We start from the raw sequence: 14,046 nt of genomic DNA on the forward strand, positions 1-14,046 counted from the left end.
CTTGACTAAAGGTCTTCTCAGACTATATTGCGATTACTTAAAATTTCATATTATGTCATACGCAGTAATTAAAACAGGTGGAAAACAATACAAAGTAAAAGCTGGAGAAATCCTAAAAATTGAAAAACTTCAAGACTCTAAGCCAAGCTCAAAGGTAGAATTTAATGAAATTCTTGCTTACGGAGATGACAAAACTATAGAAATCGGTGCTCCAATAATTTCAGGTGCGAAAGTAGAAGCAGAGTTAATTGAAAATAGTAAAAATAGAACTGTATTAATTTTTAAGAAGAGAAGAAGACATAACTCAAGAAGAAAGAATGGTCATAGACAAGAGTTTTCAAAAATTAGAATAAATAAAATTTATTCTAAAGATGGATCAGTATTATCAGAAGCTGAAAAAGCAGTGAAAGTAACAAAAAAAACTGAAAGTAAAGAGGCTTCAAAATAAAAGGTAAATTATGGCAACAAAAAAAGCAGGTGGATCATCTAGAAATGGACGTGATAGTGCCGGTCGTAGACTTGGTGTTAAAAAGTACGGTGGTGAGTCTGTAATCCCAGGAAACATTATAGTTAGACAAAGAGGAACTAAAATTTTTCCAGGTGAAAATGTTGGTATGGGAAAAGATCACTCAATTTTTTCTGTAGTAAAAGGTAAAGTTGTTTTTAAAAAAACAAAATCAGATAGAACATTTGTTTCAGTAAAGCCCAATTAATAGTACAACAATATAATTTGGTTGTATTATGAAATTCTTAGATCAAGTAAAGATATATATTAAAGCTGGAAATGGTGGTGATGGATCACCTAGTTTTCGTAGAGAAAAATTTATTGAATTTGGTGGACCAGATGGTGGAGATGGTGGTAACGGAGGTTCTGTAGTTTTGATATCTGAAAGAAATTTAAATACTTTAATTGATTACAGGTATCAACAACATCACAAGGCCCAAAGGGGTGACAATGGTTCAGGTCAAAATAGAACTGGTAAAGGTGGTGATGATTTAATTTTAAAAGTTCCTATAGGTACTCAAGTTTTTGAAGAAGATAATAAGACACTGATTTACGATTTCAAAAAAGAAGGTGAAAAATTTGTTGCTGCTGCTGGTGGCAAGGGAGGATTAGGTAATACAAGATTTAAAAGTTCTACAAATCGAGCACCTAAAAAATTTACAAAAGGAACTAAAGGTGAAGAATTTACAATTTGGTTACAATTAAAAACAATAGCAGACATAGGGATTATTGGATTACCTAACGCTGGAAAATCAAGTTTGTTAGCAGCTATTACAAATGCAAATCCAAAGATTGCTAATTATAAATTTACAACATTAAATCCTAATTTGGGTGTAGCTCAATATGATGATAAAGAAGTCGTATTAGCAGATATCCCAGGTTTAGTTGAAGGAGCTCACGAAGGAGTAGGTCTTGGGATACAATTTTTAAAACATATTGAAAGATGTAAGTCATTACTACATTTAATTGACATCACAAATCTTGATATAAAAGAGTCATATGATCAGGTTAAAAAAGAGCTTGCCAATTATAGCTCTGAGATGATGAAGAAAAAAGAAATTGTCGTACTTAATAAAACAGACTTGGTTGATAAAGATATAATAGATGAAATTATATTAGAATTTTCAAAAAATATAAATTGTGAGATTATAACTTTGTCTACACTTGATAAAAATTCAATTGCACAACTTAAATCTAAATTAATTAATTATGTCGCTTAAAAATTCAAAAATTACAGTAATTAAAATAGGTTCGTCATTATTAATTGATCATAAAAAAAGAGTGAGAAAAAAGTGGCTTACTAGTTTTGCTGAAGATGTAAAAAATTTAAGAAAATTAAATCAAAAAATTGTAATTGTTAGTTCAGGAGCGATTGCAATGGGTTGTAAAAAAATGAATATTTTAAAAAAAAATTTAAAGCTTGATAAAAGTCAAGCAATGGCATCAATAGGTCAAATCGAATTAATGAATTTATTTTCTGAAATTTTTTCTAAGTTTAAGATAAATATTTCACAAATTTTATTAACTTTGGAAGACACTGAGCAAAGACGAAGATCTATTAATGCAAGGCGTACTTTTGAAAATCTATTTAATCTAAACTATATTCCTGTTGTAAATGAAAATGATACTATTGCTACAAGTGAAATAAAATATGGAGACAATGATCGTTTAGCATCAAGAGTAGCTCAAATAATAAATGCAGACAATTTAGTTCTTTTTTCAGATGTCGATGGTCTTTACACGGATAACCCAAAGAAAAATAATAAAGCAAAACTAATTAAAGAAATTAAAGATATAGAACAAGATCTTACGGGAGTGAATATTAAAGGGATAAATGAGTACGGAAGTGGTGGTATGAAAACAAAAATTGAAGCTGCAAAAATTTGTCAACTTTCAGGAAGTAATATGATTATTGCTAATGGTCTCAAAAATAATCCAATACAAAATATCTTGAATGGAGATAATTACACTTTATTTGTTTCTAAATTATCAAAATTAGATGCTAGAAAAAAATGGATCTTAAGTTCAATTTCACCTAAAGGTTCTGTTATAATTGATGAAGGAGCGAACAAAGCTCTTGGTAATGGCAAAAGCTTATTAGCTGCAGGAATAAAAAAAGTGGTTGGAAAATTTAATAAAGGAGACCATATCAAAGTGCTTAATAAAAGAGAAAGAGAGATTGCAAGAGGCTTGGCATCTTTTTCATCAGACGAAATAAAGAAAATTCTCGGCAAACATTCAAACGAAATAGAAAAAATTTTAGGTTATGTATCTAAATCTGAGGTAATTCATAAAGATGATATGGTTGAAATAATATGAAAAAAGAACTTTTGAAAATTGGTTACAATTCCAAAATTGCTTTACAAGAAAATTTAAGTGAAAAAGTAAAAAATAAAGTTCTAAACGACTATTTTTTATTAATAAAGAAAAATAAAACTAAGATCATAATTTCTAATAAAAAAGATATCAATTTTGCAATTAAAAAAGGGATTAAAAATAATTTAATTGAAAGATTAAAGCTTGATGAAAAAAAAATAGATCAAATATTATTCTCTATTAAAAAAATAATTAAGTTAAAAGATCCATGTAATAAAGTATTGGAAACTTGGAAAAGACCAAATGGACTTAAAATTTCAAGAGTATCAATCCCTTTAGGTATAATGGGTGTGATCTATGAAAGTAGACCTAATGTGACTTGTGATGTCTCATCATTATGTTTCAAGTCTGGTAATGCTGTAATTTTAAGAGGAGGTTCTGAAGCCATAAATACTAATAAAATACTTTCAGATCTTTTTAGAAAATCTCTCGAAAAAAATAATATTAATAAAAATTATGTTCAATTTATAAATTCAAAAAATAGAGGCTTTGTCGATTTAATGTTATCAAAGATGCAAAATTATATTGATGTTATTGTTCCGCGTGGTGGAAAAACATTAGTTCAAAAAGTTCAGAAATTATCAAAAATACCTGTAATAGGTCATCTAGAAGGAATCTGCCATACTTACATTGATAATGAAGTAAATATGAAAATGGCTTCAAATATTATTTTTAATTCAAAAATGAGAAATACCGCTATATGTGGAGCTACAGAAACTTTTTTAATTCATGAAAAAATTTCTGAAAACAATATCAATTTTATCTTCAAAAAATTATACGATAATAAATGTAAATTGATAGGAGATACAAAATTCAAGAAAAAATTTAAAGGTAAAGTAAAATTAGCTAAGAACAAAGATTGGATTACTGAGTATTTATCTCCAACTGTTTCGATCAAGACTGTTAAGAATATTGATGAAGCAATTATTCATATAAATAAATTTGGTACTATGCATACAGACTCCATCATTACAAAAAATAATAAAAAAGCTAAAAAATTTTTAACAAAAGTAAAAAGTTCAATAGCGATGCACAACACATCCACTCAATTTGCTGATGGTGGGGAGTTTGGCTTTGGTGGTGAGGTTGGTATTTCAACTAATAAATTACCCCCAAGAGGACCTGTAGGACTAAATCAATTAGTATCTTATAAATATGAAATTAAAAGTAATGGTGCAATCAGAAATTAAGAATAAAATTGGAGTTCTTGGTGGATCATTTGACCCTCCACATAAAGGTCATTTGGCCATTTCTGTTGAAGCAAAAAAAAGATATAATTTAAGAAAAATTATCTGGGCTATTACTGAAAAAAATCCTTTTAAAAATAAAAGTGAAAATTCTTTATCCAAAAGAATAAAAGATTGTAAAAAATTAACGATCAAAAAAAAATATATTCAAATAAAATTTTTAGAAAAAGTAATTAAGTCAAATAAAACTATTGATTTAATAAATTTTTTAAAAAAAAGTTCGAATTCAGAGATATATTTTATTATGGGTGCGGATAATTTAATCAATTTCCACAAATGGCACAAATCTAAAGAAATTTCAAAAAAATGTAATATATTGGTCTTTGATAGACAGGGTTATAAAAGAAAATCATTAAAATCAAAGACTTACATAAATAAAAATCCTAATAATTTAGAATTCATTGAATTTAAGAAGGTTAACATTTCATCTTCTCAATTAAGAAAAATTTGATAATCTAAATTTAATTAATGGATAAAATTGATTCTCTCAAACAAGTCGTTATTGACACGCTTGATCAAAACAAAGCTCAGGACATAATTAGTATTGATCTAAAAGACAAAAGTTCAATGGCTGATTATATGATAATTGCGAGTGGAACTTCCTCAAGGCATATTCAAGCTCTATCCGAGCAAGTTTTAGAAAAATTTAAATCAAATGGGCTAATAGACTCTCGTATAGAAGGTAAAGAAAGTTCTGAATGGAAATTGGTAGATGGTATTGATTTAATTGTTCATATTTTTCATCCTGAAAAACGTAAATTTTATGAGTTAGAAAAAATGTGGTCTGAACTCATTCCAAAAGAAAAAGTAATGATATGAAAAAAGTTTATTTATTTACCCTAGCTTTATTTTTATTTTTAAATTCAACTTTAGCAATTTCAAGTGAAAGCGATATTTATAAAAAAATTGATCTTTTTGGAGAAGTGCTCGAAAAAATTAATGAAGAATATGTTGAGGATATCAATCAATCTGAAAGTATGGATTCTGCAATTAATGGGCTTCTTCAATCTTTAGACCCATATTCTGCATATTTGTCACCAGAAAATTTTGAAGAAATGCAAACTGAGACTAGTGGTGAATTTGGTGGATTAGGAATAGAAGTTAGTATGGAGGCTGGTGTTGTAAAAGTAATCACACCATTAGATGATACGCCTGCATCAAGAGCAGGATTAAAAGCAGGAGACTACATTGTAAAAATTAATGATACACAAGTTCAAGGAAAAACTCTTACTGAAGCTGTAGAAATTATGCGAGGACCAGTTGGTTCTGATATTGAATTAACAATTAGAAGACGAGGAGTTAAGAAAGCATTAACATTCACTTTAACTAGAGAAATAATTGAAATTCAATCTGTAAAATCAGATTTGCTTGATAAAAATATTGGATATTTGAGATTAACTTCGTTCAACGAGAATAGCGCTCAACAAATAAAAAAAAGAATTAATGATCTTAACAATGAAAAAAAGCTTAAAGGATTTATATTAGATCTACGAAATAATCCTGGTGGACTTCTTTCACAAGCAATTAAGATCACAGATTATTTTTTAGATAATGGTGAAATTGTTTCTACAAAAAGCAGAAAAGCATCTGAAAATAGAAAATGGTTTGCAAGAGATGGTGATTTAACTGCGGGTAAACCGCTAATAGTATTAATTAACTATGGTTCAGCTTCAGCCTCAGAAATTGTTGCTGGAGCTTTAAAAGATCATAAAAGAGCAATTATTTTAGGTGAAAATAGTTATGGAAAAGGATCGGTACAATCCATTATTCCTTTGAGAAATGAAGGTGCAATAAGATTAACAATCGCAAAATATTATCTTCCTTCTGGTACTTCGATTTCTGAAGTTGGTGTAACACCTGATATTGAAATTAATGAAGAAGGAAATGAGTTTAAAATAAAAACTGAAACTGACAATCAACTAAATTACGCATTAAAACTTCTTAACGGTTAATGAAGAAAGAATTTCAAGATCTACCTTATAGAAGTGGTGTTGGTATTGTTGTTTTGAACAAAAATAATAAAGTTTTTGTAGCTAGAAGAATAGACAATCCTAAAAATTTTTGGCAAATGCCTCAAGGTGGTGTAGATAAAAATGAAGATTTCTTAACTGCTGCGTTTAGAGAATTAGATGAGGAAACAAGTATAAAATCTGTTGAGCTAATCAAAGAGTTAGATGGATTTATTACTTATAATCTACCAGATAATCTTTTAGGAATAATATGGAAAGGTAAGTATAAAGGGCAAACGCAGAAATGGTTTGTAATGAGATTTATTGGAGAAGATAGTGAAATCAACATAAATACAAAACATCCAGAATTTTTGGAGTGGAAGTGGGTTGAGCTTAGTGAAATTACAAAATTAGTTGTTAATTTTAAGCTAGATTTATATCAGGAAGTTCAAAGAAAAGTTGAAAAAATTATTAATTGATAGTTTTTAAAACTTCAATTTTTTGATCAATAATAAATTTAGCTTGATCAGTTATTTCTGCGTTATTTGACGCTTCCTCTGCAGATTTTAACATCTCTGCTTTCTTTTCACCATTCATATCTTTCATATTAAAGATGGAACTTGTTAGAATTGAAAGATTGTTATCTTTAAATTCAACAATTCCATCCTCAACATAAAAACTTTCTTCACCAGATTTAGAGTTAACTTTTATGATCCCTGGTTTTAAAAATGAGATAATAGAAATATGATCTTTCAAAATACCCATTTCACCTTCATAGGCTGGAACTATCACCTCAGTAACATCCTCTTTTGAAAGAAAAGATTGCTCTGGATTTACTATTTCTATTTTAAACTCTTCACTCATTAAGCTGCAGCTTCTTTTTCCATCTTCTCTGCTTTTTCTATGGCTTCTTCAATTGTTCCTACCATGTAAAAAGCGGCTTCTGGTAAATGATCATATTCACCTCTGCAAATAGCTGCAAAACCTTTAATTGTAGATTCTAGATCTACCAATTTACCAGGTGATCCTGTGAATACTTCTGCTACAAAGAATGGCTGAGATAAAAATCTCTGTATTTTTCTTGCTCGTGCAACAATTAATTTATCTTCTTCAGATAATTCATCCATTCCAAGAATGGCAATAATATCTTGTAAAGACTTGTATGTTTGAAGTACTTTTTGAACTTCTCTAGCAACTCTGTAATGTTCGTCTCCAACAATTCTTGGGTCCAATATTCTTGAAGTAGAATCTAGTGGATCTACTGCTGGATAAATACCAATCTCTGCTATTTGCCTTGATAATACTGTAGTAGCATCAAGGTGAGCAAATGATGTAGCAGGAGCTGGGTCAGTCAAGTCATCCGCAGGCACATAAATAGCTTGTACAGAAGTAATTGAACCCTTGTTAGTTGTTGTAATTCTTTCTTGTAAGTTACCCATATCAGTAGCTAATGTAGGCTGATATCCTACTGCTGAAGGAATTCTTCCTAAAAGAGCTGATACCTCTGATCCTGCTTGAGTAAATCTGAAAATATTATCAACGAAAAATAATACATCTTGACCTTCTTGATCTCTAAAATATTCAGCAACAGTTAATCCTGTTAAAGCAACTCTCGCTCTTGCTCCTGGAGGTTCGTTCATTTGTCCATAAACTAATGCAGCTTTTGAGCCAGCTCCATCTTTTTTAATTACTCCAGACTCTATCATTTCATGATAAAGATCATTCCCTTCTCTAGTTCTTTCTCCAACGCCAGCAAAAACTGAAAAACCACCATGCGCTTTTGCAACGTTGTTGATTAATTCCATAATAAGTACTGTCTTACCTACACCTGCACCACCAAATAATCCAATTTTACCACCCTTTGCATAAGGCGCTAAAAGATCGATTACTTTAATTCCAGTAACTAGAATCTCAGTTTCAGTCGATTGGTCATTAAATTCTGGAGCAGCTCTGTGAATTGGCCAAGTCTCTTTAGTTTTAACTTCTCCTCTTTCATCAATAGGTTCACCGACTACATTTATAATTCTTCCTAAAGTTTCAGGACCTACAGGAACTTGAATTGGAGCATTTGTGTTTACTACTTCATCACCTCTTTTAAGACCTTCAGTTGCGTCCATTGCAATTGTTCTTACAGTAGTTTCACCTAAGTGCTGTGCTACTTCTAAAACAAGTCTGTTATCTCCATTTTTACATTCTAATGCAGTTAAAATTTCTGGTAACTCTCCTTCAAATTTAACGTCTACTACGGCTCCAATAACCTGTGTAATTATTCCTTTGCTCATAATTATAAACTCTCTGCTCCTGATATGATTTCTATTAGTTCTTTTGTAATTGCTGCTTGACGGCTTCTATTGTACTCAATAGTTAGCTTATCAACCATTTCACCTGCGTTTCGGGTTGCATTATCCATTGCACTCATTCTTGACCCTTGTTCGCTAGCTGAATTCTCTAACATTGCCTTAAATATTTGTGTTGAAATATTTTTTGGCAATAAATTGCTTAAAATTTCATCTTCATCTGGTTCAAACTCATAACTACTACCATCTAACTCATCATCTTTTTTGTCAGCTTCCAGAGGTATGATTTGTTGGGCTTGAGGTATCTGAGTAATTACATTTTTAAATTGATTATAGAATATTGTGCAAACATCAAATTCTTCTTTTTCAAATTTCTCTATTATCATTTTACCAACTTTATCTGCATCAAAATAATTTACATTTTTTGAATTTTTAAAAGAAATGTTCTCAATTATCTTGTCTCCAAAAGTTCTCTTTAATTGATCATTGCCTTTTGAACCCACAGTAATAATTTTTAACTCCTTACCCTCTTCACTTATTTTTGAGAAATATGCTTTAGCCTTTTTAATTATGTTTGTATTAAAACCACCACACAAACCTCTGTCAGAAGTCATTACAACACATAAATGTATTTTATCACTCCCTGTTCCAGATAATAATTTTGGAGCATTCTCTTTATCAGATATACCATTAGATAAGTTTAAAATGACGTTATTCATTTTTTCCGAATATGGTCGTCCCCTCTCTGCACTATCTTGAGCTCTTCTTAACTTTGCAGCTGCAACCATTTTCATAGCTTTTGTTATCTTTTGCGTAGATTTTACACTAGCTATTCTTTTCTTCAGATCGTCTAAACTTGCCATTTTTGATTATTTTAAGCTTTCTTTTAATTGTTTAACTAGATCCACAAGAAGTTTTTCAGTATCCTCTTCAAGTTTACCCGAGCTTTGAATAGACTCAATTATCTCTGGTTTATCTGATTTACACTTCTCAATAATTTTTGTTTCAAAGTTTGCGATATCTTTAAGTTCAATATCATCTAAATATCCCTTTACTCCACAGAATACTGAAATTACCTGTTCTGCCACAGTCATAGGTGAATATTGTTTTTGCTTAAGTAACTCTGTTAATTTTGATCCTCTATTTAGAAGTTGCTGAGTAGATGCATCTAGATCAGATCCGAATTGAGCAAAAGCTGCCATCTCTCTATACTGAGCTAATTCAAGTTTCATAGATCCTGAAACCTTTTTCATGGCCTTTGTTTGAGCAGATGATCCAACCCTTGATACGGATAATCCAACGTTAATTGCAGGTCTAATTCCTTGGTTAAATAATTCTGTTTCCAAAAAAATCTGACCATCTGTAATTGAGATTACATTAGTTGGAATAAACGCAGAAACGTCACCACCCTGAGTTTCAATGATTGGTAATGCTGTTAAAGAACCACCACCATGTTCATCACTTAGTTTTGCAGCACGTTCTAATAATCTACTATGCAAATAAAAAACGTCACCTGGATAAGCTTCCCTTCCTGGAGGTCTTCTTAAAAGAAGTGACATTTGTCTATAAGCAACTGCTTGTTTAGACAAATCATCATAAATGATTAAAGCATGCATACCATTATCTCTAAAGAACTCTCCCATTGCACAACCAGTATAAGGAGCTAAAAATTGCAATGGAGCTGAGTCAGATGCAGTGGCAGCAACAATCGTTGTGTATTCCATTGCCCCAGCTTCTTCTAGAGTTTTTTGTATCTGTCTAACAGTTGATCTCTTCTGTCCTACCGCAACGTAAATACAATATAATTTTTGTTTTTCGTCACCAGACTCGTTAATTTTCTTTTGGTTAATAATTGCATCAATTGCAACTGCAGTTTTACCTGTTTGTCTGTCACCAATAATTAATTCCCTTTGTCCTCTTCCGATTGGCACCAAACTGTCAATTGACTTTAAACCTGTTTGCATTGGTTCACTCACAGATTTTCTTGGAATAATACCAGGTGCTTTTACTTCAACTCTAGTTTTCTTAACGTTCTTATCAAATGCACCTTTGCCATCTATTGGATTTCCTAAACCATCAACAACTCTTCCTAATAATTCTTTTCCTACTGGCGTATCAACAATATTTCCAGTTCTTTTAACAACGTCTCCTTCTTTAACGTTTCTGTCATCACCGAAAATTACAACACCAACATTTTCACTTTCTAAGTTTAGGGCCATTCCTTTTGAACCATCAGAAAATTCGACCATTTCTCCGGCCTGAACATTATCTAGTCCATATATTCTAGCAATACCATCTCCAACTGATAAAACTTGTCCTACTTCTGATACTTCGGCTTTATCTCCGAAATCTTTAATTTGCTCTTTTAATATCTTTGTCACTTCTGAAGGATTTATTTCCATTTATGCCTCTATCATTCTATTTTCGATTTGTTGTAGTTTATTTTTGATGGAAGTATCAACCATTGTACTGCCCACTTGTACAATTAAACCTCCAATTAAACTTTTGTCATGTTTATAGTTTAATTTTATTTTTGAACTAAAATTTTTTGTTAGCTCATCAGTAATTTTGTTTAATTCATCACCTGAAAGTTCTTTTGCAGATTTTAATTCAGCTTTAAGTTCGCCTCTTTTTTCTGAACAAATTTCAACAAAACCTTTCATTATTTGCTCAACATAAAAAAATCTTCTTTTATTCACTAAAAATACCAGAAAGTTTTTAATCAAATCATCTAATTTAAAATTATCAGAAATTTTTGTGATAACTTTTACTAGGTCATCTTGGTTAGTAGTTGGATCTTTAATTAAATTATTAAAATCTTTACTTGCGGTAATTAATTTTAAAATTGCATTAATTTGTTCTTCAATTACATCTAATTTTTTTGACTCATCTGATAACTCAAACAAAGCTAGAGCATATCTTTTTGAAGAAGTATTTGAAAAATCGCTATTCGAACTCAATTTGTTTACCTATTAATGAAGTAATTTTATTTAAAAAACACGGTTTAATTAACATATGGTCGGCGTATCTTCAAGTCGCACATTATGTCAAAAAGTCTTTTTTTAAGCCATTAATTGAAGGTTATTGGATCAACATCAACTGAAAGTTTTATTCCAACTGGAAACTTATATTTTGAGATTATTTCTGATAATGAATTTTGTAATTTTATAGTTTTAGAGCCTCTAATTAAATATCTTATCCTAAATTTCCCTTGGATTTTATAGATAGGAGCATTCACGGGTCCTAATATTTTTCCTGAAATTTTATTTTGAAGAGACTCTTTTAGTTTAAAAGATTCTTTTTCTAATTTTGTCTGATCGTTTCCAGATAAAATTAAAGAAATAAATCTTTGAAATGGAGGTAGGTTGTTTGTTTTTCTAATTTGAATTTCTTTATCTAAAAAAATTTCTGGATTTTCATTTGTTAAATCTGAAACCATCTTAATATTTTTATTATAAGTTTGAAAATATACAGTTGCAGGATTACCAGTTCGACCAGCTCTCCCTGAAAGTTGATGATATAATTGTAAATTTTTTTCAGCACCTCTCAAATCATGTCCTTGTGTTGAAAAATCAATATCAACTACAACTATGCAATTGAGACTTGGAAAATGAAAACCTTTCGAAATAAGTTGTGTTCCAATTAAAATTTCAATTTTATTGTTGATAATTTTTTCTAATTTTTCTTTAGAACTTTTTTTATTCATTGTATCGCTTGAGAAAATCTCAATAGATCTTTTTGGAAACTTTTTCTTAACTTCTTCGTAGATTCTTTCAACCCCAGGTCCACTAAAATAATAATCACATTTTCCATCTTCATTACAATCTCTATTTAAAGAAGTTTTGTGGCCACAGTAATGACATAAAAGATTATTTGATGATTTATGGTAAACTAAATTAATCGAACAAAAAGGGCATTCAAATTTTTTAAAACATTTTTTACATATTACATTTGGTGAAAATCCTCTACGATTTAAGAAGAATAAAATTTGATCTTTCTTATCTAAATGTTCATTTACTCTATTTATAATTTCATTTGATAACCATGATTGTTTTTCTAATTTTGTATTATTTAAATTAATTATTTCATATTTTGGTAAAGAAGCATCTTTGTATCTTTTTTTTAATTTTGAAACTGAATATTTTTGTTTTTTTATATTTTCAAAAGTTTCGACTGAGGGAACTGCTGTAACTAAGTTAACAGGAATATTTTCATAAGAAGCTCTTAAAATTGCCATATCTCTTGCATGATAAATAACACCTTCATCTTGTTTAAATGATTGATCATGTTCCTCATCAATAATAATCATCTTTAAATTTTTAAACGGCAAAAACATTGATGACCTCGCACCAATAACAACTTTAATCTTTCCTGTTGCAATACCATTCCAGATAGTTTCCTTTTTTTTCTTTGAAATTCCTGAATGCCAAATAGCTGGTTTAAAACCAAAAAATTCATAAAACTTTTTTTCAAACTGATTAGTTAATCCAATTTCTGGTAACAATATTAAACCTTGATTATTATTAGATAAAATTTCTTTTAATGCATAAAAATAAACAATAGTTTTTCCAGATCCTGTTGTTCCCTGTAACACATGAACTCTAAATCTATCATTTAATTTATTTATTTCTTTGAGTGATTCATGTTGTTCATCATTTAATTCAAAATTTAATGGATTTTGTAACTTTTCAAATTCTTCAAGTTTTTTTAGATCTACTTTTTCTATAGCGTTGCTACTCAATAATAGTAATTTTAATGACATCCCTTTTGGAATTAAATTATAGTCAGAAAAACTATTCAAAAACTGAATAAAATTTTTATTTAATTTAGGTAAATTTAATTTTTTAATAATCTTTTTTACTTTAAAATTTTTGTTACTCTTTTTTTCAAATTCATTCCAAACAATACCTGTCATTTTTGACTTACCAAATGGAACCTCTACATAATCTCCAATATCTAATTTAATATCACTTTCATAAGTAAATGGATGATTGAAAATATTAGGTAAAAGAATTGGAAATTTCATTCTTATGATAATAAGTCTATATTTTTACTACTGAAACCTCTGAATCAAGTTTATCCCTCCATACCACAATTGATAAACATTTATCTTCTTGCGTTGTTAATGAGTGAGGTTGAAAACTTTTGTGAAATCTAGCTTGATTTGGTCCCAAAATTTCTGATTTATCTCCATAACTCTCAAATTTCGCCTTACCACTTAATACAAAATATATTTCTTCCGCTTCATGATGATGCCACGTGTAAAATGTGTTTTTATCAAAAAATATAAAATAAACACTTATTTCATTTGATATAAAAATACCTTCGGGACCAATAAACTCAAAATAACAAAAGTTTTCCAAAAATTTTTTTCCTACATCTTTTTCACTGTAATTTTGCTTCCAATTAATTTTTGGAGAAAGTTCTCTAATCAAATTATGAATATTGCTATTTTTTTTGGTATTTATTTTCCAATTATAAAATTTTTTTGCAGATTTAATGTAATTACTTTTTACATTATTGAAATTTAAAGCCTGAGGTAATTCAACAAAATTTGATAGTATTGAATTTTTTCCCCATAAAAGATCTAATTCATTGTATATATTATTGAATAAATCACTATTCATAACAATTCAAAAAAATATCCTAATAATAGCTAAATTAAAAGTTAA

16 protein-coding genes are annotated in these 14,046 nt (G+C 29.4%); 9 read left to right on the forward strand and 7 right to left on the reverse strand.

What is annotated here, in order from left to right:
* Positions 1 to 52: 52 nt before the first annotated feature.
* The 9 genes from rplU to ACTT90_RS02015 are packed head-to-tail and all read left to right on the forward strand — an operon-like array spanning position 53 to position 6,556.
* Positions 53 to 448, forward strand: a complete 396-nt coding sequence (gene rplU / locus ACTT90_RS01975; RefSeq protein WP_440937193.1) for a 50S ribosomal protein L21 — start codon at positions 53 to 55, stop codon at positions 446 to 448.
* Positions 449 to 458: 10 nt separating this feature from the next.
* On the forward strand, positions 459 to 713 hold the full coding sequence (gene rpmA / locus ACTT90_RS01980) for a 50S ribosomal protein L27 (protein ID WP_440931496.1): 255 nt from the start codon (positions 459 to 461) through the stop codon (positions 711 to 713).
* A gap of 28 nt (positions 714 to 741) precedes the next feature.
* On the forward strand, positions 742 to 1,725 hold the full coding sequence (gene cgtA, locus ACTT90_RS01985; RefSeq protein ID WP_440930353.1) for an Obg family GTPase CgtA: 984 nt from the start codon (positions 742 to 744) through the stop codon (positions 1,723 to 1,725).
* Complete coding sequence (proB, locus tag ACTT90_RS01990; RefSeq protein WP_440937194.1) at positions 1,715 to 2,824, forward strand: glutamate 5-kinase; 1,110 nt, start codon at positions 1,715 to 1,717, stop codon at positions 2,822 to 2,824. The genes cgtA and proB overlap by 11 nt, the downstream gene beginning before the upstream one ends.
* On the forward strand, positions 2,821 to 4,071 hold the full coding sequence (locus ACTT90_RS01995; RefSeq protein ID WP_440937195.1) for a glutamate-5-semialdehyde dehydrogenase: 1,251 nt from the start codon (positions 2,821 to 2,823) through the stop codon (positions 4,069 to 4,071). Before proB ends, ACTT90_RS01995 begins: the two co-directional genes overlap by 4 nt.
* Complete coding sequence (nadD, locus tag ACTT90_RS02000; protein WP_440937196.1) at positions 4,037 to 4,579, forward strand: nicotinate (nicotinamide) nucleotide adenylyltransferase; 543 nt, start codon at positions 4,037 to 4,039, stop codon at positions 4,577 to 4,579. Before ACTT90_RS01995 ends, nadD begins: the two co-directional genes overlap by 35 nt.
* Before the next feature lie 17 nt (positions 4,580 to 4,596).
* Positions 4,597 to 4,947, forward strand: a complete 351-nt coding sequence (gene rsfS / locus ACTT90_RS02005; RefSeq protein WP_014952637.1) for a ribosome silencing factor — start codon at positions 4,597 to 4,599, stop codon at positions 4,945 to 4,947.
* Positions 4,944 to 6,080, forward strand: a complete 1,137-nt coding sequence (locus ACTT90_RS02010) for a S41 family peptidase (RefSeq protein WP_440937197.1) — start codon at positions 4,944 to 4,946, stop codon at positions 6,078 to 6,080. The genes rsfS and ACTT90_RS02010 overlap by 4 nt, the downstream gene beginning before the upstream one ends.
* Complete coding sequence (locus ACTT90_RS02015; protein ID WP_440937198.1) at positions 6,080 to 6,556, forward strand: RNA pyrophosphohydrolase; 477 nt, start codon at positions 6,080 to 6,082, stop codon at positions 6,554 to 6,556. Before ACTT90_RS02010 ends, ACTT90_RS02015 begins: the two co-directional genes overlap by 1 nt.
* Here the strand turns inward: ACTT90_RS02015 and atpC are convergent.
* From atpC to ACTT90_RS02050, 7 genes are all read right to left on the reverse strand, one after another.
* Complete coding sequence (gene atpC / locus ACTT90_RS02020; protein WP_440937199.1) at positions 6,549 to 6,941, reverse strand: ATP synthase F1 subunit epsilon; 393 nt, start codon at positions 6,939 to 6,941, stop codon at positions 6,549 to 6,551. The two genes, ACTT90_RS02015 and atpC, sit on opposite strands and share 8 nt — an antisense overlap.
* Positions 6,941 to 8,359: a F0F1 ATP synthase subunit beta gene (atpD, locus tag ACTT90_RS02025; protein WP_014952633.1), complete on the reverse strand. Its 1,419-nt coding sequence runs from the start codon at positions 8,357 to 8,359 to the stop codon at positions 6,941 to 6,943. Before atpD ends, atpC begins: the two co-directional genes overlap by 1 nt.
* Before the next feature lie 2 nt (positions 8,360 to 8,361).
* Entirely contained in the window at positions 8,362 to 9,237 is an 876-nt protein-coding gene (locus ACTT90_RS02030; protein ID WP_440937200.1) for a F0F1 ATP synthase subunit gamma, read from the reverse strand.
* A gap of 6 nt (positions 9,238 to 9,243) precedes the next feature.
* Complete coding sequence (gene atpA, locus ACTT90_RS02035; RefSeq protein ID WP_014952631.1) at positions 9,244 to 10,776, reverse strand: F0F1 ATP synthase subunit alpha; 1,533 nt, start codon at positions 10,774 to 10,776, stop codon at positions 9,244 to 9,246.
* Positions 10,777 to 11,334, reverse strand: coding sequence for an ATP synthase F1 subunit delta (atpH, locus tag ACTT90_RS02040; RefSeq protein ID WP_440937201.1), 558 nt, complete (start codon positions 11,332 to 11,334; stop codon positions 10,777 to 10,779).
* A 110-nt stretch (positions 11,335 to 11,444) separates the two neighbouring features.
* Positions 11,445 to 13,400 (reverse strand): replication restart helicase PriA, encoded by a 1,956-nt coding sequence (gene priA, locus ACTT90_RS02045; RefSeq protein WP_440937202.1) that lies wholly within the window; start codon positions 13,398 to 13,400, stop codon positions 11,445 to 11,447.
* 16 nt (positions 13,401 to 13,416) lie between these two features.
* Positions 13,417 to 14,001: a dimethylsulfonioproprionate lyase family protein gene (locus tag ACTT90_RS02050; protein ID WP_440937203.1), complete on the reverse strand. Its 585-nt coding sequence runs from the start codon at positions 13,999 to 14,001 to the stop codon at positions 13,417 to 13,419.
* Positions 14,002 to 14,046 lie beyond the last annotated feature (45 nt).

It is taken from the genome of Candidatus Pelagibacter sp. (assembly GCF_052049935.1).
Classification (GTDB): domain Bacteria; phylum Pseudomonadota; class Alphaproteobacteria; order Pelagibacterales; family Pelagibacteraceae; genus Pelagibacter.

Bases quoted from the DNA above. Each gene is read 5' to 3' on its own strand.
- ACTT90_RS01995 (WP_440937195.1), top strand. From the start codon at position 2,821: ATGAAAAAAGAACTTTTGAAAATTGGTTACAATTCCAAAATTGCTTTA.
- rsfS (WP_014952637.1), top strand. From the start codon at position 4,597: ATGGATAAAATTGATTCTCTCAAACAAGTCGTTATTGACACGCTTGAT.
- ACTT90_RS02050 (WP_440937203.1), bottom strand. From the start codon at position 14,001: ATGAATAGTGATTTATTCAATAATATATACAATGAATTAGATCTTTTA.
- cgtA (WP_440930353.1), top strand. From the start codon at position 742: ATGAAATTCTTAGATCAAGTAAAGATATATATTAAAGCTGGAAATGGT.
- proB (WP_440937194.1), top strand. From the start codon at position 1,715: ATGTCGCTTAAAAATTCAAAAATTACAGTAATTAAAATAGGTTCGTCA.
- atpC (WP_440937199.1), bottom strand. From the start codon at position 6,941: ATGAGTGAAGAGTTTAAAATAGAAATAGTAAATCCAGAGCAATCTTTT.
- priA (WP_440937202.1), bottom strand. From the start codon at position 13,400: ATGAAATTTCCAATTCTTTTACCTAATATTTTCAATCATCCATTTACT.
- ACTT90_RS02015 (WP_440937198.1), top strand. From the start codon at position 6,080: ATGAAGAAAGAATTTCAAGATCTACCTTATAGAAGTGGTGTTGGTATT.
- nadD (WP_440937196.1), top strand. From the start codon at position 4,037: ATGAAATTAAAAGTAATGGTGCAATCAGAAATTAAGAATAAAATTGGA.
- atpD (WP_014952633.1), bottom strand. From the start codon at position 8,359: ATGAGCAAAGGAATAATTACACAGGTTATTGGAGCCGTAGTAGACGTT.
- atpA (WP_014952631.1), bottom strand. From the start codon at position 10,776: ATGGAAATAAATCCTTCAGAAGTGACAAAGATATTAAAAGAGCAAATT.
- ACTT90_RS02010 (WP_440937197.1), top strand. From the start codon at position 4,944: ATGAAAAAAGTTTATTTATTTACCCTAGCTTTATTTTTATTTTTAAAT.
- rplU (WP_440937193.1), top strand. From the start codon at position 53: ATGTCATACGCAGTAATTAAAACAGGTGGAAAACAATACAAAGTAAAA.
- rpmA (WP_440931496.1), top strand. From the start codon at position 459: ATGGCAACAAAAAAAGCAGGTGGATCATCTAGAAATGGACGTGATAGT.
- ACTT90_RS02030 (WP_440937200.1), bottom strand. From the start codon at position 9,237: ATGGCAAGTTTAGACGATCTGAAGAAAAGAATAGCTAGTGTAAAATCT.